At 70.5% G+C, this 16,680-nt stretch carries 19 protein-coding genes and 1 tRNA gene; 12 read left to right on the forward strand and 8 right to left on the reverse strand.

All coding sequences use genetic code 11. From position 1 onward, the window contains the following. Positions 1-15: 15 nt before the first annotated feature. On the forward strand, positions 16-1,272 hold the full coding sequence (locus tag ACK4TT_RS06110) for a phytanoyl-CoA dioxygenase family protein (protein WP_409633676.1): 1,257 nt from the start codon (positions 16-18) through the stop codon (positions 1,270-1,272). On the opposite strand, the gene ACK4TT_RS06115 is transcribed toward ACK4TT_RS06110, so the two are convergent. The 7 genes from ACK4TT_RS06115 to ACK4TT_RS06145 all read right to left on the reverse strand — a co-directional run bounded on the left by ACK4TT_RS06115 (position 1,251) and on the right by ACK4TT_RS06145 (position 6,038). Continuing rightward, on the reverse strand, positions 1,251-1,667 hold the full coding sequence (locus ACK4TT_RS06115) for a GtrA family protein (protein WP_409633678.1): 417 nt from the start codon (positions 1,665-1,667) through the stop codon (positions 1,251-1,253). The two genes, ACK4TT_RS06110 and ACK4TT_RS06115, sit on opposite strands and share 22 nt — an antisense overlap. Then, positions 1,664-2,395, reverse strand: coding sequence for a class I SAM-dependent methyltransferase (locus ACK4TT_RS06120; protein ID WP_409633680.1), 732 nt, complete (start codon positions 2,393-2,395; stop codon positions 1,664-1,666). The genes ACK4TT_RS06115 and ACK4TT_RS06120 overlap by 4 nt, the downstream gene beginning before the upstream one ends. Before the next feature lie 4 nt (positions 2,396-2,399). Next, positions 2,400-3,374 (reverse strand): glycosyltransferase family 2 protein, encoded by a 975-nt coding sequence (locus ACK4TT_RS06125; protein ID WP_410212640.1) that lies wholly within the window; start codon positions 3,372-3,374, stop codon positions 2,400-2,402. Beyond that, a complete protein-coding gene (locus tag ACK4TT_RS06130) occupies positions 3,371-4,753 on the reverse strand; it encodes a hypothetical protein (protein ID WP_409633684.1) in 1,383 nt (460 codons plus the stop codon). The genes ACK4TT_RS06125 and ACK4TT_RS06130 overlap by 4 nt, the downstream gene beginning before the upstream one ends. 8 nt (positions 4,754-4,761) lie before the next feature. After that, complete coding sequence (locus tag ACK4TT_RS06135) at positions 4,762-5,268, reverse strand: hypothetical protein (RefSeq protein WP_409633686.1); 507 nt, start codon at positions 5,266-5,268, stop codon at positions 4,762-4,764. A 116-nt stretch (positions 5,269-5,384) separates the two neighbouring features. After that, a tRNA-Ala gene (locus tag ACK4TT_RS06140) sits at positions 5,385-5,460 on the reverse strand. 113 nt (positions 5,461-5,573) lie between these two features. Further along, positions 5,574-6,038 carry a TIGR02300 family protein gene (locus ACK4TT_RS06145; protein ID WP_409641637.1) on the reverse strand — a complete coding sequence of 155 codons (465 nt, stop codon included), beginning with the start codon at positions 6,036-6,038 and terminating at the stop codon, positions 5,574-5,576. Positions 6,039-6,166: 128 nt separating this feature from the next. On the opposite strand from ACK4TT_RS06145, the gene aroA reads away from it, so the two are divergent. The 11 genes from aroA (at position 6,167) to ACK4TT_RS06200 (ending at position 16,321) form a co-directional block, all read left to right on the forward strand. Then, the gene (gene aroA, locus ACK4TT_RS06150; RefSeq protein ID WP_409641640.1) at positions 6,167-7,498 is read left to right on the forward strand and encodes a 3-phosphoshikimate 1-carboxyvinyltransferase; all 1,332 of its coding nucleotides are present in this window, start codon (positions 6,167-6,169) and stop codon (positions 7,496-7,498) included. Further along, on the forward strand, positions 7,495-8,148 hold the full coding sequence (cmk, locus tag ACK4TT_RS06155) for a (d)CMP kinase (protein ID WP_409641643.1): 654 nt from the start codon (positions 7,495-7,497) through the stop codon (positions 8,146-8,148). Before aroA ends, cmk begins: the two co-directional genes overlap by 4 nt. 160 nt (positions 8,149-8,308) lie before the next feature. Then, the gene (gene rpsA / locus ACK4TT_RS06160; protein ID WP_409641645.1) at positions 8,309-10,018 is read left to right on the forward strand and encodes a 30S ribosomal protein S1; all 1,710 of its coding nucleotides are present in this window, start codon (positions 8,309-8,311) and stop codon (positions 10,016-10,018) included. 200 nt (positions 10,019-10,218) lie between these two features. Then, on the forward strand, positions 10,219-10,506 hold the full coding sequence (locus tag ACK4TT_RS06165; RefSeq protein WP_409641648.1) for an integration host factor subunit beta: 288 nt from the start codon (positions 10,219-10,221) through the stop codon (positions 10,504-10,506). Positions 10,507-10,529: 23 nt separating this feature from the next. Beyond that, positions 10,530-10,949, forward strand: a complete 420-nt coding sequence (mscL, locus tag ACK4TT_RS06170; RefSeq protein ID WP_409641651.1) for a large-conductance mechanosensitive channel protein MscL — start codon at positions 10,530-10,532, stop codon at positions 10,947-10,949. Between the two features lie 173 nt (positions 10,950-11,122). Further along, complete coding sequence (locus ACK4TT_RS06175) at positions 11,123-11,767, forward strand: phosphoribosylanthranilate isomerase (RefSeq protein ID WP_409641654.1); 645 nt, start codon at positions 11,123-11,125, stop codon at positions 11,765-11,767. A gap of 10 nt (positions 11,768-11,777) precedes the next feature. Continuing rightward, entirely contained in the window at positions 11,778-12,998 is a 1,221-nt protein-coding gene (gene trpB, locus ACK4TT_RS06180; RefSeq protein ID WP_410212641.1) for a tryptophan synthase subunit beta, read from the forward strand. Beyond that, the gene (trpA, locus tag ACK4TT_RS06185; protein WP_409641660.1) at positions 12,995-13,828 is read left to right on the forward strand and encodes a tryptophan synthase subunit alpha; all 834 of its coding nucleotides are present in this window, start codon (positions 12,995-12,997) and stop codon (positions 13,826-13,828) included. Before trpB ends, trpA begins: the two co-directional genes overlap by 4 nt. A gap of 5 nt (positions 13,829-13,833) precedes the next feature. Next, positions 13,834-14,757 carry an acetyl-CoA carboxylase, carboxyltransferase subunit beta gene (gene accD, locus ACK4TT_RS06190; protein WP_409641663.1) on the forward strand — a complete coding sequence of 308 codons (924 nt, stop codon included), beginning with the start codon at positions 13,834-13,836 and terminating at the stop codon, positions 14,755-14,757. After that, positions 14,732-16,090: a bifunctional folylpolyglutamate synthase/dihydrofolate synthase gene (locus ACK4TT_RS06195; protein WP_410212642.1), complete on the forward strand. Its 1,359-nt coding sequence runs from the start codon at positions 14,732-14,734 to the stop codon at positions 16,088-16,090. The genes accD and ACK4TT_RS06195 overlap by 26 nt, the downstream gene beginning before the upstream one ends. Continuing rightward, positions 16,091-16,321 carry a hypothetical protein gene (locus tag ACK4TT_RS06200; RefSeq protein ID WP_409641669.1) on the forward strand — a complete coding sequence of 77 codons (231 nt, stop codon included), beginning with the start codon at positions 16,091-16,093 and terminating at the stop codon, positions 16,319-16,321. Between the two features lie 17 nt (positions 16,322-16,338). On the opposite strand, the gene trxA is transcribed toward ACK4TT_RS06200, so the two are convergent. Further along, a complete protein-coding gene (trxA, locus tag ACK4TT_RS06205) occupies positions 16,339-16,668 on the reverse strand; it encodes a thioredoxin (RefSeq protein ID WP_409641672.1) in 330 nt (109 codons plus the stop codon). Between the last annotated feature and the right edge of the window lie 12 nt (positions 16,669-16,680).

Genomic DNA, 16,680 nt, shown 5'->3' on the forward strand with positions numbered 1-16,680 from the left:
CCGAGAGTGTTGGCCGTGGTCCGCGCGCTGTTGAATCTGTTCCGCAAACCCCCCGCGGCCGAGGCCGTGCTCAAGGCCAGTTCACCGGCCGAGGGTCAGCCCACCGGCGGGCTGCTGGTCATCGAGACGATCCTCCAGGCCGAGGTCGAGACCGACGCGACGCTCAAGGCGTTCGTGGGAGACCAGACGAAGCCGGCGCTGGAGAAGCCCGTCCGCCTCTCGCCCACCGCCCAGACGCCGTGGATCGCGCTCCACGGCCACCTGCTGCCCAACGGTCCCGCCAAGGTCCGGCTCGAACTCGTCGGCCGCGGCGGCGCGGTCCTGGCCGAGCGGACGCTGACCCTGAAGGTCCGCAACGAGGGCGAGCTCGCCCGCCAGGTGGCCGAGAGCCTGCGCGCCTCGGGCGTGCCCCTTGTGGTGGACGGCGCCTGCGACAGCCGCATGTACGACTATGGCGACCCCACCCTGACGGCATGGTTCGACCGGGAGCCGGCGGCCGTCGAGACGCATCTGGCCGAGCTCGCGGCGAGCGGCAAGGCCACGCCGGACGAGATCGAGGCCCTGCGCCATTTCGTCGAGAACGGCTACCTCGTCGTCGAGGACCTCATCGCCCCCGACCACCTGAAGCGCCTGAACGCGGCCCTGGACGACGCCGTCGAGAAGAAGGTCGAGGGCTACGAGTGGGGCTCCAGCCAGCGGCTCCACAACCTCCACCTCCAGTACCCGGCGATCCGGGAGCTGTGGCTGCATCCGAAGGTCATGCGCCTGCTCGGCCTCATCTTCGGCGAGCCGGCCCGGCCCTGCCAGTCGCTGACCTATGTCTTCGGCTCGCAGCAGGAGCATCACCAGGACACGGTCCACCTGACGCCCTTCCCGGCCGGGCGGATGTGCGGGGTCTGGACGGCGCTGGAGGACGTGCAGCCGGACTCGGGCGAACTGATCGTCTTCCCCAAGAGCCACAAGCTGCCGCGCGTCTACATGAGCTCGGTGGGCCTGTCCAAGGTCGGCGAGGACTGGGGGCCGTTCCAGCAGAAGGTGGTGTCCTACTGGACCGACCTCATCGTGCAGAACAGGCTTGGGCGCGAGGTCTACCGGCCCAAGGCGGGCACGGTGCTGATCTGGCACGAGAACCTGATGCACGCCGGGTCGCCCCGGAAGGACCTGTCGAAGTCGCGCCGCTCGATCGTCGGTCACTATTTCGCGCAGGGCTCGGTGGTCTATTACGACTCCAGCGGTCTGCCGGGCGTGCTCTACGAGGGGCCGTTGGCCTGACCCGAGGCGCGGTCGCGGAACGCCCAGAGCCTGGCGGCGGCGAACGACAGCAGGGGCACGACCACCACCACCACGGCCAGGCCCCAGCGGAACGGCCAGCCCAGGCGCTCGACCAGCAGCCAGGTGATCGCCTGGTTGGCGCCCAGTCCCGCCAGCGACACCACGAGAAAGCGGGCGAAGCGGGTCCCGCTGAGCGCCGGCTGGCCGAAGGTCAGCCGGGCGTTGCCGAGGTACGAGACCCCGACCGCGCAGACGTAGCCGACGAAGTTGGCCGCCATGGCCGAGGCGTCGAAGGTCGCCCGGGCGCCGAACGCGGCGGCCACATGGGTCAGGGTGGCGGCGACGCCGACCAGGCCGAACACCAGCCCCTGGCGCGCCACCAGGCGGACGCTCATGCCGGACGCTCGGCGATCAGCAGGATGGAAACCCCGAACGGCAGGTCCATCGCCCGCAGCAGGCCGGCCTCGGCGGCGAACAGCCGGGTCAGGGCCGCGTTGACGGGCGGCGCCGGCAGGGCCTCGTCGTTCCCGCCCTCGCGGCCGGTCAGCTTCTGCGCCAGGCGCACGGCGGCGATGGGGGGGAAGAGCAGGGTGTTGAAGTGCGTCGCCCGCCGGACCTTGAGGCCCGCCGTCTCGAACAGGCGGCGGTAGGCGGGCAGGGCGTAGCGGCGCTTGTGGTGGTGGTGCTCGTCGTGGCGGCTCCACATCCAGGCGCCGGCCGGGACGGTGGTGACCAGGAAGCCGCGGGGCTTCATGAGGCCGCCCAAGGTCCGCACCGTGCCGGCGTCGTCGTCCACGTGCTCGATCACGTCGAAGGCGGCGACCATGTCGAACGGCGCCTCGAAGGCGGGCAGTCCGTCGGGCAGCAGGCCCCCGCGCACCTTCACGCCGGCGCGGGCGGCGGCGTACTCCCGCGACTCCGCGTCGGGTTCGATCGCCTCCACGCGGCCGAAGCGCTTCAGCATGTCGAGGTTGCCGCCAGGCCCGCAGCCGACCTCCAGGATGCGGGGGTCTGCGGGCAGCGGCAGGCGGGCTATCTGATCGGCCAGGATCCTCCGCCGGGCGACGAACCACCAGTGGGTCTGCTGCAGGACCCGCATCCGGTCGTAGGTTTCGCGGTCCATGACGCTAGCGGTCGAAGCCCAGGCGCTCGCGCACCAGATAGAGCGGCCGGCCCTTCACCTCGTGGTACATGCGCCCGATGTATTCGCCCAGCACGCCAAGCGCGATGAGCTGCAGGGCGAAGCCGAACAGCAGCACGACCATCAGCGAGGCGTAGCCGGGCACGTCGCGGCCCGCTACCAGCACCCGCACGATCAGCCCCACGCCGCCCGCCACGGCCAGCAGGGCCGTGACGACTCCCACCCCTGTCCAGACCCTGAGCGGCAGGGTGGTGAAGGCGGTCAGGCCGTCCACCGCGAAGCGCCACAGCTTCACATAGCCCCAGGACGTCTCGCCCGCCTCGCGCGGGGGGCGCGCGTAGGGCACCCCGGCCTGGCGGAAGCCCACCCAGGCGAACAGGCCCTTCATGAACCGGTTGCGCTCGGGCAGAGCCTTCACGGCCTCGACCACGGCCCGGTCCATCAGCCGGAAGTCGCCGGTGCTGGCCGGGATCGGGTAGTCCGAGAGCAGGTTGAAGACGCGGTAGAAGAGGCCAGCCGTGGTCCGCTTCAGGGCCGTGTCGCTGGTCCGATCCGAACGCACGCCGTAGACCACGTCGTAGCCCTGCTCCCAGAGCGCCAGGAACTCGGCGATCAGCTCGGGCGGGTCCTGCAGGTCGGCGTCGATGGGCACGACCATGTCGCCGGTGGCGGCGTCCAGTCCCGCGCTCAGCGCGGCCTCCTTGCCGAAGTTGCGGGTGAGCGCGATGACCTTCACCCGAGGGTCGGCGGCGGCGCGGTCCCTCAGTCGCGCCAGGGTCTCGTCGCGGCTGCCGTCGTCGACGCAGACGATCTCCAGGGCCACGCCCAGGCCGCTCAGCGCCATGTCGATCCGGGCGAACAGGGCGTCCAGTCCGGCCGCCTCGTTGTGCATCGGCGCCACGAGCGACAGCGTGCGGCCCCTGCGGGATCGCGGCGCGCCGGCGGGGGGAGGACTGGTCATCGGCGTCGGGCGGCCCGGGCTGTCGAAGAAAGGAGCGTGGTGAACGCCGCGGCGATCACGAGAACGCAGAACACATTCGAGGGGAAGACATAGCGTGCGTCGGCGGCCGGTCCCGCGACGAACAGCGCCAGGGGATAGGCCGCGCAGCCGGCCAGCAGGACCAGGACGAGGCTCGACACGTCCCGCGACCGCCAGATCGCCAGCAGGCCTGCGGCCGCCGCGGCGAGGTAGAGCAGGCCCGGACGCCGCCAGGGCTCGGACGCGTTGTCCTCGATATAGGTGCTGACCGCGAGCGACGCGTCGGGATGGGCGAGCGTGAGGCCGAAGCGGTTCTCGTCGATGCCCCCGTGCACCGGATAGAAGACGTCCTCGGCGGCCATGCCCATCTGGCGGCGGAACACCCGCAGCCGGTGGACGAGGTAGCAGCCGGGCTCCTTGGGCACGGTCGACCACCACGCCGCCTGGACCGTGCCGCGGCCGTCGGTCTCGTAGAAGCGCGGCAGCCCGGGCCTGGGCGCCAGCGTCCGCTGCAGGTGCTTCGGATCATAGGCCTGCCGGATCTGTTCGCCGGTGACCGTGGCCCCTTCGGTGACGGCGCCGGGCAGGTAGTCGCGCCCCGCGCAGGCCGATATGCCGAACAGGTCGAAGAGCTGGGTCCCGGCGAAGTTGTCGGCCTTGTCGGGCCGGGCCAGGTCGGGCAGCCGCCAGCGGGTGGAGGCCCAGGCCAGGCCCAGGCTGGCCGCGAGCGCCAGGACGGCCGCCACGCGGACCCAGGCCGAAGCCCGCTGGCCGAGGTAGGGCTGCGCCACCATCAAGGGCACGATCCCCACCACGAGCAGGATGGCGTTGTAGCGCAGCGAGACCCCCAGGCCGATCGCGACCGCCGCGGCGACCAGAAGCGGGACCGAACGGTAGCGGGCGGCGGCGAGCCACAGCGCCACGGCCAGGACGGCGAAGCTCGCGGTCGGCACGTCCCGCCACTGGGCCAGCAGCGAGCCCAGCAGGGGCGGCGCGTAGATGAAGCCACCGGCGAAGACGATCTGGGCGAGGAGCGCCAGCCAGCGGTTCGGCGCGAGCAGGTTCAGCGCCAAGGCGGCGCCGAAGAACAGCAGGAAGGTCTGGGCCGCGAGCAGGCCGCCGGGACCCAGGCCGGTGCTGCGGCTGAGCCAGAGGAGGTAGGTGTGCATCGGCGGCCAGGTCATGGTCTGGACGCCGGTGAAGGTCTGCTCGTAGGCCAGCAGGCTGTCGAAGGACATGAAGCCGGGCCAGGCGATCCAGCAGATCGCCGCCGTCGCGAGCGCCCCATAGAGCGCCGCCTCCAGCCAGCGGGGATCATGGAGGGCCGGCCCGCGGCCGAGCAGTCCGAGGGCTTGGCGCATGGGGCGGGCTACAGGTCGAGGTGGCCGAGCTTGCAGACGCCCCTGCCTCCGTTGGTGACGCCATAGGCGTCGAGGCCGCCCGACGTGGCGGTGGTGACCGCCCGCCAGCCGGTGGTGCTGGATGTGACGTCCGACCGGGCCTTCGGCACGTCCGGGCGCTCGAGCCCCGTCTCGCCGGCTCCGATGATGGTGAATTCCTTGTCGACGACGACGATGCGCGCGACCGGGGCCTTCTCGGTCACGTTCCATCCCCAGCCGATGATCGCCACGCCCGCCGGCGGCCCGGCGTAGCGCGTCTTCACCGTGTCGGTGTTGCCCACGCACTCCCCGGTCTCTGGGAAGACGTCGCGCAGGCCCTTGCCCATGTAGGCGGCCGCCCACTCGGGCATGGCCGGCAGCGGCTCGGCCGCCACGGGGACCGACGCGGTCGCGGTCGGGCCCTGGTCGCGGACCTTCGGCTGGTCGCAGGCCGCGAGGACCGCGAGCGAGAGCATGGCGACGGCAGGTCTTTTCACGGCGGCTCCCCGAATTGCGCGGCGACAGTTAGCCGGGGCCGCGCGGCCCGCGCAACGGGGGCCAGGAAAGGGGTTGGAAAAGGCGAAGGCCCGCCGGCGTTACCGGCGGGCCTTCATGGTGGAGCTAAGCGGAGTCGAACCGCTGACCTCTTGAATGCCATTCAAGCGCTCTACCAACTGAGCTATAGCCCCGAGGTCTTGTCCTTCCCGGAGAGGCTGGCCCCCCCCCGGGAAGGCGCGGAACCTATTCAATGAGGTTTCCGTGATCAAGCCCGGTTTTCAGGCTTTTTTATCGCACCCCCGGATCAGTCCTCGTCGCCGTCCGGCAGGCCCTCGATCTCGGACTCGTCGAAGTCGTCCTCTTCCTCGTCCTCGAGGAAGGGCACGTCGGCGTCGTCCTCGACCTCTTCGTCGTCGGCGAATTCGCCCAGGTCGTCCGAAACCGGGCCCACGCCGGGCTCGGCGGCGTCCTCGTCCTCGTCCGAGGTGAGCGGCGGCTCGTCGGTGACCTCGTCCAGCTCGGGGGTCGCCGCTTCCTCTTCCTCGTCCTCGTCGCGCTCGGCGTCCTCCAGGACCTGATCCTCGCGCTCCTCGTCGGCCTCGGTGTCCGGGGTCACGGCGCGGGCGCGGACGCGGCGGTTGCGGACCGCCTCGTCAGGGTCGAACTCGGTGTGGCACTTGGGACAGTGCGCGGGGCGCTTGCCCAGGTCGTAGAATTTCGCCTGGCAATGGGGGCAGATTTGCTTCGTGCCCAGCTCGGGATTGGCCAAAGGTGGCGACCCTCTGAATTGTAGGTGGTTGCTCGGAAAAAGCGGGCTCCCTTGCCACGCGCGAACGCCGCTGTCAAAGCAATCCCCCTCGTGATTTCCAGCACAGCCCGGAGGCTCGGTTTCGGCATATGACGGCGGCGCATCTGACCGCCAGGCGCGCGGGGTCCCTGAAGGGGACCGTGCGGGCCCCGGGGGATAAATCCATCAGCCACCGCGCCCTCATCCTGGGCGCGCTCGCCAGCGGCGTGACCGAGGTCGAGGGCCTGCTCGAGGGCGACGATGTCCGGCGCACGGCCGGGGCGATGCAGGCGTTCGGCGCGGGCGTCCTGCGCACCGGCGAGGGCGCGTGGCGCGTCGAGGGCAAGGGCGGGTTCGCCGAGCCCTCCGACGTCGTGGACTGCGGCAACGCGGGCACCGGCGTGCGGCTCATCATGGGGGCGGCGGCGGGCTTCGACATCGCTTCAACCTTCACCGGCGACGGCTCCCTGCGCGGGCGGCCGATGAACCGCGTGCTGAAGCCGCTGGGCGAGATGGGTGCGACGTGGATCTGCCGCGCCGGCGGCCGGCTGCCGCTGACGCTGAAGGGCGGGAACCTGAAGCGCGTCGCCTACCGCCTGCCCGAGCCCTCGGCCCAGGTGAAGTCGGCGGTGCTGCTGGCGGGCCTGAACGCCCAAGGCGGCGCAGAGGTCTTCGAGCCCGAAGCGACCCGCGACCACACCGAGCGCATGCTGCGGGGCTTCGGCGCCCAGGTGGAGGTCTTCGAGGAGGCCGGCGGCCGGCGGATCGTCCTGCCGGGCGGCCAGAAGTTGTCCGGGACGCGCATCCGGGTGCCAGGCGACCCGTCCTCGGCGGCCTTCCCGCTGGTGGCGGCCCTGATCGTCCCGGGCTCGGAGGTGACGGTCGAGAACATGCTGCTCAACCCCCTGCGCATCGGCCTCCTGGACACGCTGGGCGAGATGGGGGCCGACCTTTCGGTCGCCAACGTCCGTGACGAGGGCGGCGAGACGGTGGCCGACGTCACCGCCCGCCACTCCGAGCTGGAAGGGGTGGAGGTCCCGCCCGAGCGGGCGCCGTCGATGATCGACGAGTACCCGATCCTGGCGGTGGCGGCGGCCTTCGCCAAGGGCCGCACGGTCATGCGCGGCATCGGCGAGATGCGGGTCAAGGAGAGCGACCGGATCGCCCTGATGGCGGCGGGTCTTTCGGCCTGTGGCGTGGAGGTCGAGGAGGAGCCCGAGGGACTGATCGTCTCGGGCGTGGGCGAGGTGCGGGGCGGCGGTCGGGTGACCACCCACGGCGACCACCGGATCGCCATGTCCCACCTGGTGCTCGGCCTGGCGGCGCGCGAGCCGGTGACCGTGGACGAACCCGGCATGATCGCCACCAGCTTCCCGGGCTTCGTGGCCCTGATGCGCGGCCTGGGCGGCGAGATCGCCGAGGACGCGCCGGCGGCGGCATGAGGGTTCCGTTCGTCATCACCGTCGATGGGCCCGCGGCCTCGGGCAAGGGGACCATCGCGAGCCGCCTGGCCCGGGAGTACGACCTGCCGATGCTGGATTCCGGCCTGCTGTACCGGGCGGCCGGCGTGCTGGCCGGGCGGGCCGGCGTCGACCTCGACGACGGCGAGGCGGTGGCGCGGGTCGCCCGCGGCATTCAGGTGGAACACCTGGGCGACCCGGAGTTCCGGACCCGGGGCGCCGGCGAGGCCGCGAGCCGGGTGGCGGTGCACACGCCGGTGCGCCTGGCGCTTCGGGACCTGCAGCTCGCCTTCGCCCGACGCCCCGGCGGGGCGGTGCTGGACGGCCGCGACCAGGGTACGGTCATCTGTCCCGAGGCGCCCGCCAAGCTCTATGTGACCGCCAGTCCGGAGGTGCGCGCCGAGCGCCGCTGGAAGCAGCTCCAGGCCCAGGGCGAGGCCGTGACCTACGACGAGATCCTCGCCGACATCGCCAGGCGCGACGCGCGCGACGGCGGCCGCGCCGATTCGCCCATGCGGCCCGCCGAGGACGCCGTCTTGCTGGACACGTCCGGAATGACTATAGAACAGGCCGCCGATGCGGCCCGCCGCATCGTCGAGGCGGCGCGCGCCCGCTGGGAAAACTCCCGGTAAGGCAAATCCAACCGCGCCATTCCCTCGATCGCCGCGGGCAGAACTCACCGCGCGGGGTATCCCTCGCGCCTTCGGTTGCAACCCCTAACCCGACTGAACGGGATCCGCCCGGCGCCTCGGCGCGCGGGCCCCTTAGGTCATTGAAGTACGAAAGACACCCATGGCTGACGATCTTAGCCTGAACCCCTCGCGCGACGACTTCGCCGCGCTGCTCAACGAGTCCCTCGGCGGGCGCGACATCATGGAAGGCCAGGTGGTGCGCGGCACCGTCGTGGGCATCGAGAAGGACTTCGCCATCGTCGACGTCGGTCTGAAGACCGAAGGCCGCGTGGCCCTGAAGGAATTCTCGGCTCCCGGCGAGGACAAGCCCGCCCTGAAGCCCGGCGACACCGTCGAGGTGTTCCTGGAGCGCGTCGAGAACGCCATGGGCGAGGCGGTGATCAGCCGCGAGAAGGCCCGCCGCGAGGAAGCCTGGACGCGCCTGGAAGCCGTCTACGAGCGCAACGAGCCCGTCATGGGCGTCATCGTGGGCCGCGTGAAGGGCGGCTTCACCGTCGACCTGGGCGGCGCCTCGGCGTTCCTGCCGGGTTCGCAGGTGGACATCCGCCCGGTGCGCGACGTCGGCCCGCTCATGGGCCGCGAGCAGCCGTTCGCCATCCTCAAGATGGACCGCCCGCGCGGCAACATCGTGGTCTCGCGCCGCGCCATCCTGGAAGAAGCCCGCGCCGAGCAGCGCACCGAGCTGGTGTCGCAGCTGCAAGAGGGTGAAGTCCGCGAAGGCGTGGTCAAGAACATCACCGACTACGGCGCGTTCGTGGACCTGGGCGGCATCGACGGCCTGCTGCACGTCACCGACATGAGCTGGAAGCGCGTCAACCACCCGAGCCAGGTGCTGGCGGTGGGCGACACGGTCAAGGTGCAGATCGTCAAGATCAACCCCGAGACCCAGCGCATCTCGCTCGGCATGAAGCAGCTCCAGTCCGACCCGTGGGACGGCGTGGAAGCCAAGTACCCGGTGGGCGCGAAGTTCACCGGCCGCATCACCAACATCACCGACTACGGCGCCTTCGTGGAGCTGGAGCCGGGCGTGGAAGGCCTGGTGCACGTCTCGGAGATGTCGTGGACCAAGAAGAACGTCCACCCCGGCAAGATCGTCTCCACCTCGCAGGAGGTGGAAGTCGTCGTCCTCGACGTCGATCCGTCCAAGCGCCGCGTGTCGCTCGGCCTCAAGCAGGCCATGGCCAATCCGTGGGAGGCCTTCCTGGAGGCCCACCCGGTCGGTTCGACCGTGGAAGGCGAGGTCAAGAACGCCACCGAGTTCGGCCTGTTCATCGGCCTCGACAACGACATCGACGGCATGGTGCATCTGTCCGACCTCGACTGGGCGGTGTCGGGTGAAGAGGCCATGGCCCGCTACAACAAGGGCGACGTGGTCAAGGCCCGCGTCCTCGACGTCGACGTCGAGAAGGAGCGGATCTCGCTGGGCATCAAGCAGCTCAGCGGCGACCCGATGCAGGGCGACGTCTTCCGCAAGGGCCAGACCGTCACCTGCACCGTCACCGAGGTCACCTCGGGCGGCATCGAGGTGAAGTTCGGCGAGGACGACGCGCCGATGACGGCCTTCATCCGCAAGTCGGACCTGAGCCGCGACCGCGCCGACCAGCGCCCCGAGCGCTTCGCCGTGGGCGATCGCGTCGACGCCCAGATCACCAACGTGGACAAGGCCGCGCGCCGCGTCTCGCTGTCGATCAAGGCGCTCGAAATGGCCGAGGAGAAGGAAGCCATCGAGCAGTTCGGCTCGTCGGACAGCGGCGCCTCGCTGGGCGACATCCTGGGCGCGGCTCTCCGCGAGAAGGCCCAGAAGGAGTAAGACCATTTCCGGTTCGCCGGATGGTCAGAGGATCAGGCCCCGCCCGGACCCCGGGCGGGGCTTTTTCCTTTCCAGCCGCCCCTCCCGCCCACCTGCCGCCAAATGCTTGCGCAGGCTTGGCCGTCGCCGGCCGCTAACCCTTTTTCCGCCTTGAACGGATTGGCGGAGTCGCCCATGGTCGCGCCGGTTCGAGGGGCCTCATGATCAAGTCAGAGCTGATCGCGAAACTCGCCGAAGAGAATCCGCACCTCACCCAGCGGGACATCGAGCGCGTGGTGGGCGTGATTCTGGAGCGGATGATCGAGGCCCTCGAGGAGGGTGGCCGGGTCGAGCTGCGCGGCTTCGGGGCGCTTTCGGTGCGCTCGCGCGACGCCCGCGCGGGCCGCAACCCGCGCACCGGCGAGCCGGTGAACGTGCGGGCCAAGCACGTGCCCTTCTTCAAGAGCGGCAAGGAGCTGCGCGAGCGGCTCAACGTCGACGAATCCTGATCCTCAAGCCTAGGGGTGAGGCGATGAGCATCATCTCCGAGTTCCGCGAGTTCATCGCCCGGGGCAACGTCATCGACCTGGCGGTCGGCGTCATCGTCGGCGCGGCGTTCAACGACATCGTCAAGAGCCTGGTCGACAACGTCATCATGCCGCCGATCGGCCTGATGCTGTCGGGCGTCGACTTCTCGGACCTTCAGTGGGTGCTGAAGGCGGACAATCCCGCCACGGCCGCGGCGGACGCGGTGGCGATCCAGTACGGGCTCTTCATCAACGCCTGCATCCGCTTCCTGATCGTCGCCTGGGCGGTGTTCATGCTGGTCAAGCTGGTGAACGTCATCCGCCGCAGCGAGGCCGAGAAGCCCGCCCCGGCCCCCGCGCCCACGCCGCAGGAAACGCTGCTCACTGAAATCCGGGACCTCCTGAAGGCGCAGAAGGCGAAGTAGCGGCCCTTAGGCCGCCTTGAAGCCTTCCCAGTTCATCACCCGGGTCAGCCCGGAGTTATCCTCTTCCTCCTCGCGGACGTGCTCCTGGAGCCGGGCGAAGAACCCGCCCGGGCCGCGCCTGTTCCGCCACGTCGCACTTGCGGCGGGCCCCTCGGCGCCCCTAATCCCGAACCATGACGGCCAAGGCGAAGATCTGCGGAGTCACGACGCCAGAGGCGGTGCGCGCGGCGGTGGACGGCGGGGCGGCCTACCTCGGCTTCATGTTCTTCCCGAGAAGCCCGCGGAACATCGCGCCCGAGGCCGCCGGCCGGCTGACCCCGCCGGCGCGCGCGAAGGGCGTCAAGATCGTGGCGGTGGCCGTCGATCCCTCCGACAACGAGGTGGACGCCATCGTGGCGGGCCTGGCGCCCGACCTGATCCAGCTCCATGGCAAGGAGAGCCCGGGGCGGGTGCGCGAGATCGCGGCCCGCTCGGGGCGGGGGATCGTCAAGGTGTTGCCTGTGGCCGACCCCACGGACTTCGCCGCGGCGTCGTCCTACGAGCCCCTGGTCGAGCACCTGATGTTCGAGACCAAGCCGCCGAAGGACGCCGACCGGCCGGGCGGCCTGGGCGTCGCCTTCGACTGGACGCTCATGGAGGGTCGCCGATTCGCGCGGCCCTGGTTCCTGGCCGGCGGGCTCGATCCGTGGAACGTGGCCGAGGCCGTCGCCGCCTCGGGCGCGCCCCTCGTGGACGTTTCCTCTGGCGTGGAGCGCGGTCCCGGACTAAAGGACCCGGCCTTGATCCAGGCGTTCCTCGACGCCGTCAGACGCGCTTGAAGAGGCGGTTTTGAACGCCCCGATCCGTCCCAACGACTATTCCGCCTATCCGGACGCCCATGGCCGGTTCGGCGATTACGGCGGCCAGTACGTGCCCGAGACGCTCATGCCGCTGGTCCATGAGCTGACCGCGGCCTACGAGGCGGCCAAGGCCGATCCGGCGTTCCAGGGCGAGCTTTCCGGCTACCTGACCCACTATGTCGGCCGTCCCAGCCCGCTCTATTTCGCCGAACGGCTGACCGAGCACTTCGGCGGCGCGCGCATCTATCTGAAGCGCGAGGAGCTGAACCACACCGGCTCCCACAAGATCAACAACTGCATGGGCCAGATCCTGCTGGCCATGCGGATGGGCAAGACCCGCATCATCGCCGAGACCGGCGCCGGCCAGCACGGCGTGGCCACGGCCACCGTCTGCGCGCGCTTCGGCCTGCCCTGCGTCGTCTACATGGGCGCGGTGGACGTGGAGCGGCAGAAGCCCAACGTCTTCCGGATGAACCTGCTGGGCGCGGAAGTCCGCCCCGTGACCTCGGGCTCGGCGACCCTGAAGGACGCCATGAACGAGGCGCTCCGCGACTGGGTCACCAACGTCCACGACACCTACTACCTGATCGGCACCGCCGCCGGCATGCACCCCTATCCGGAGATGGTCCGCGACTTCCAGGCGGTGATCGGCCGCGAGGTGCGCGAGCAGATCCTGGAGGCCGAAGGCCGCCTGCCCGACGCCGTGGTCGCCTGCGTGGGCGGAGGCTCGAACGCCATCGGCATCTTCCACCCCTTCCTCAACGACGCCGGCGTGAAGCTGATCGGCGTCGAGGCGGCGGGCGAGGGCGTGGACACCCACCGCCACGCCGCGGCCATCAACGGCGGCCGCCCCGGCGTGCTGCATGGGAACATGACCTACCTGCTGCAGGACCGCGAAGGCCAGATCGAGGAGGCCCACTCCATCTCGGCCGGCCTCGACTATCCCGGCATCGGGCCCGAGCACGCCTGGCTGCACGACGTGGGCCGGGCGACCTACCTTACGGCGACCGACCGGGAGTCGCTGGACGCCTTCATGCTGCTCTCGAAGCTGGAAGGCATCCTGCCGGCCATCGAGAGCGCCCACGCCATCGCCCGCATCGGCGACGTGGCCAAGGAGGTCGGCAAGGACGGGGTGGTGGTGCTCAACCTCTCGGGCCGCGGCGACAAGGACGTGAACACCGTCGCCAACTTCCTGGGACGCCAGATTTGACCACGGCCCGTATCGACGCCCGTTTCGCAGCGCTGAAGGCGGAAGGCCGCGCGGCCTTCATTCCGTATGTCATGGCGGGCGATCCGGACCGGGAGACGGCGCTGGCGATCCTCAAGCGCCTGCCGGCGGCCGGCGCCGACCTGATCGAACTGGGCTTTCCGTTCTCGGACCCCATGGCCGAGGGTCCGCCGATCCAGCGCGCCGCCCAGCGGGCGCTCGCCAAGGGGATGACCCTGCATGGGACGCTCGACCTGGTGCGGGCCTTCCGTCAGGGCGACCAGACCACGCCCCTGATCCTGATGGGCTACATGAACCCCCTGGTCACCTGGGGCTTCGAGGCCTTCGCCCGCGACTGCGCCGAGGCCGGCGTGGACGGGCTGATCGTCGTGGACTGCCCGCCCGAGGAGGCCGAACCCCTGGCCGACGCCCTGGACGCCGCCGGCGTCTCCCTGATCCGGCTGGCCACGCCCACCACCGACGACGCCCGCCTGCAGGTGGTGGTCCGCCGCACCTCGGGCTTCGTCTATTATGTCTCCGTCGCCGGCGTGACGGGTGTTAAGGAGGCCGACGCGGCCGCCGTCGCGCCCCAGGTGGAGCGCGTGCGCAAGGCCTCTGGCATGCCCGTTGCAGTGGGCTTCGGCATCAAGACTCCGGAAAGGGCGACTCAAATAGCCCAGGTCGCCGACGCGGTCGTGGTGGGTTCCGCGCTTGTGGATGAAGTGGCGGAAGCGGTGGAGATGAACGAAGACGTGACCTCGCGGGTTCTTTCCAAAGTCGAATCCTTGGCTAAGGCTGTGCGCCTTGCCCGGCGGAGCCGCGAGGCGGTCTGAAAACCATGGCTATGGCTGATCAGCGTAACGACAAGGCCGGCCGTCCGGCCGCCCCGCGGGAGCGCCGAGGCTGGCTGTCCCGGATCGCGCCCGGCGTGCGCAACTTCGCCAAGCGCGAGACGCCCGAGAACCTCTGGGTGAAATGCCCCGAGACGGGCGAGATGATCTACCGGCCCGACCTCGAGGCGGCGCTGTGGGTCACGCCTTCGGGCCACCACATGCGGATCGGCTCGGCCCAGCGGCTGGCGATCACCTTCGACGAGGGCAAGTACGAGAAGATCGACTGGCCGTCCGTCGTCGAGGACCCGCACGGCTTCCCGGACGACCGCTCTTATCCCGACCGCCTGAAGGCGGCCCGCAAGCAGACGGGCGAACAGGATTCCATCGCCGCCGCCTACGGCCACATCAAGGGCCAGCCCGCGGTGGTCATGGTCCAGGATTTCCATTTCATGGGCGGCTCGCTGGGCATGGGCGCCGGCGAGGCGTTCATCGCCGCGGCCAAGGAAGCCGTGAAGCGTGGGGTCCCCCTGGTGATCTTCACCGCCTCGGGCGGCGCGCGCATGCAGGAGGGTACGCTGTCCCTCATGCAGATGGCCCGCACGACGCTGGCCCTGAACGAGGTCAAGGACGCGGGCCTTCCCTACGTGGTGGTGCTGACCGATCCCACGACCGGCGGGGTGCTCGCCTCCTACGCCATGCTGGGCGACGTGCACCTGGCCGAGCCCAACGCCACCATCGGCTTCTCGGGCCGCCGCGTGATCGAGCAGACCATCCGCGAAACCCTGCCCCCCGGCTTCCAGAAGTCGGAGTTCCTGGTGGAGCGCGGGATGATCGATCAGGTCGTCGCCCGCGCCGACATCCCGGAAGTGCTGGGTTCGATCCTGAAGACGCTTATGATGGGGCGTGAGCGCCTTTCCTCCGCCGCCTGATCTGAAGTCTGATCCCGGCTTCGACCCGATCCGCGCCTCCGACGCGGTGATCCAGCGGCTGCGCGCCAACCACCCGACGCTGATCGACCTGACGACGGGACGGGTGGAGCGCCTGCTGGCGGCGCTCGACCATCCCGAGAGCCGCCTTCCCCCGGTGATCCACGTGGCCGGCACCAACGGCAAGGGCTCGACCGTCGCCTACCTGCGCGCCATCGCCGAGGCGGCGGGCCTGCGCGTCCACACGCTGACTTCGCCACACCTGGTGCGCTTCGCCGAGCGCATCCGCCTGGCCGGGAGCCTGATCAGCGACGAACAGCTCCTGGCGCTGACCGAGCGCGTCGAGGCCGCCAACGCCGGCCAGGACATCAGCTTCTTCGAGATCACCACCGTGCTGGCGCTGCTGGCCTTCGCCGAGACGCCCGCCGACCTGTGCGTCGTGGAGGTGGGCCTAGGGGGTCGGTTCGACGCCACCAACGTCTTCGAGGCGCCCGCGGTCAGCGTGATCACGCCCGTCGACTACGACCACCTGGAGATGCTGGGCCCCGGGCTCGCCAAGATCGCCTGGGAGAAGGCCGGGATCATCAAGCGCGGCCGTCCGGTGGTGGTCGCCCGGCAGCTCGACGAGGCGCTGGAGATGATCGAGCGCGAGGCCGACGACCGCATGGCTCCCATGCTGCTGATGGGCCGCGACTTCGACGCCTGGGAGGAGCGCGGCCGGCTGCTGGTCCAGATGCCTGAACGCCTGCTGGACCTGCCCGCGCCCAGCCTGTTCGGGGGCTACCAGTTCGCCAATGCGGGCCTGGCGGTGGCCGCGGCGCTCACCTTCGACCACGGCCTGTCCGACGAGGTGCTGGGCCAGGGCGTCGCCTCGGCGGTGTGGCCGGCGCGGATGCAGCGGCTGACGGCGGGGCCGCTGGCCGAGCTCGCCCGCAAGCGCGGGTCCGACATCTGGCTGGACGGCGGCCACAATCCCCATGCCGGCCGGGCCCTGGCCGAGGCCGCCTCGCGCCTGGTGGACCGCGATCCCCGGCCGCTGACGCTGGTCACCGGCATGTTCGCCCGCAAGGACGCCGAGGGCTTCTTCCGCCCCTTCGCCGAAATGCGGCCCCGCGTCATCGCCACGACCTTCGACTCGCCCCAGGCCGCCAGCGCCGAGGAGATCGCCGTGGCCGCCGTCCAGGCGGGCCTGCCGGCCGAGATGTCGCCCAACGTCGAGGACGCCGTGCGCCGCGCCCTTGCGTCTGAGGGACCCGCGCCGCACGTACTGGTCTGTGGAGGCCTCCATTTCGCCGGCGAGGTGCTGGCGATGAGCCGCGAGACCTGGCCGACCTAGATGCCCGCCAAACCCTACAGCCTGCGCTTCGCCCTGCCGCGCCATTACCTGATCACGCTTGCCGTGGCGCTGGTGGTCCTGTGGGGGCTGGTGGAGGTGTTCGGCCGCACCGACGTGGTTCTGATCGGCTGGGTCGCGGGCTTCCTGATCGCGACCCGCGTGGTGCGCTGGTTCGTGCTGCGGCGCAGGCCCAAAAGAGAAGGGCCGCCCGAAGGCGGCCCTGAAAACTAACCCGGATCTAGTACTTCTCAGGCGGCGACGCCGGCCTCGGTCAGCCACTCCAGGATCTTCTGCTTGGGCATGGCGCCGACCTTCATCGAGGCCATCTGGCCGCCCTTGAACAGCATCATGGTGGGGATGCCGCGCACGCCGTAGCGGGAGGGCGTGGTCGGGCTCTCCTCGATGTTCAGCTTGGCGATCGTCACCTTGTCGGCCAGCTCGTCCGAGAGCTGCTCCAGGGCGGGGGCGATCTGCTTGCACGGGCCGCACCATTCCGCCCAGAAGTCGACGAGCACGGGGCGCTCGGCCTGCAGGACGTCGGCCTCGAAAGATTCGTCGGTGACCTTCACGGTGCTCATAGGAAGCTCCTC

The organism is Phenylobacterium sp. (genome assembly GCF_046463815.1).
In the GTDB taxonomy this organism is placed as follows: Bacteria; Pseudomonadota; Alphaproteobacteria; order Caulobacterales; family Caulobacteraceae; genus Phenylobacterium.

Bases quoted from the DNA above. Each gene is read 5' to 3' on its own strand.
- rpsA (WP_409641645.1), top strand. From the start codon at position 8,309: ATGGCTGACGATCTTAGCCTGAACCCCTCGCGCGACGACTTCGCCGCG.
- ACK4TT_RS06165 (WP_409641648.1), top strand. From the start codon at position 10,219: ATGATCAAGTCAGAGCTGATCGCGAAACTCGCCGAAGAGAATCCGCAC.
- ACK4TT_RS06125 (WP_410212640.1), bottom strand. From the start codon at position 3,374: ATGACCAGTCCTCCCCCCGCCGGCGCGCCGCGATCCCGCAGGGGCCGC.
- mscL (WP_409641651.1), top strand. From the start codon at position 10,530: ATGAGCATCATCTCCGAGTTCCGCGAGTTCATCGCCCGGGGCAACGTC.
- trxA (WP_409641672.1), bottom strand. From the start codon at position 16,668: ATGAGCACCGTGAAGGTCACCGACGAATCTTTCGAGGCCGACGTCCTG.
- cmk (WP_409641643.1), top strand. From the start codon at position 7,495: ATGAGGGTTCCGTTCGTCATCACCGTCGATGGGCCCGCGGCCTCGGGC.
- ACK4TT_RS06200 (WP_409641669.1), top strand. From the start codon at position 16,091: ATGCCCGCCAAACCCTACAGCCTGCGCTTCGCCCTGCCGCGCCATTAC.
- ACK4TT_RS06130 (WP_409633684.1), bottom strand. From the start codon at position 4,753: ATGCGCCAAGCCCTCGGACTGCTCGGCCGCGGGCCGGCCCTCCATGAT.
- aroA (WP_409641640.1), top strand. From the start codon at position 6,167: ATGACGGCGGCGCATCTGACCGCCAGGCGCGCGGGGTCCCTGAAGGGG.
- ACK4TT_RS06175 (WP_409641654.1), top strand. From the start codon at position 11,123: ATGACGGCCAAGGCGAAGATCTGCGGAGTCACGACGCCAGAGGCGGTG.
- ACK4TT_RS06115 (WP_409633678.1), bottom strand. From the start codon at position 1,667: ATGAGCGTCCGCCTGGTGGCGCGCCAGGGGCTGGTGTTCGGCCTGGTC.
- accD (WP_409641663.1), top strand. From the start codon at position 13,834: ATGGCTATGGCTGATCAGCGTAACGACAAGGCCGGCCGTCCGGCCGCC.
- ACK4TT_RS06120 (WP_409633680.1), bottom strand. From the start codon at position 2,395: ATGGACCGCGAAACCTACGACCGGATGCGGGTCCTGCAGCAGACCCAC.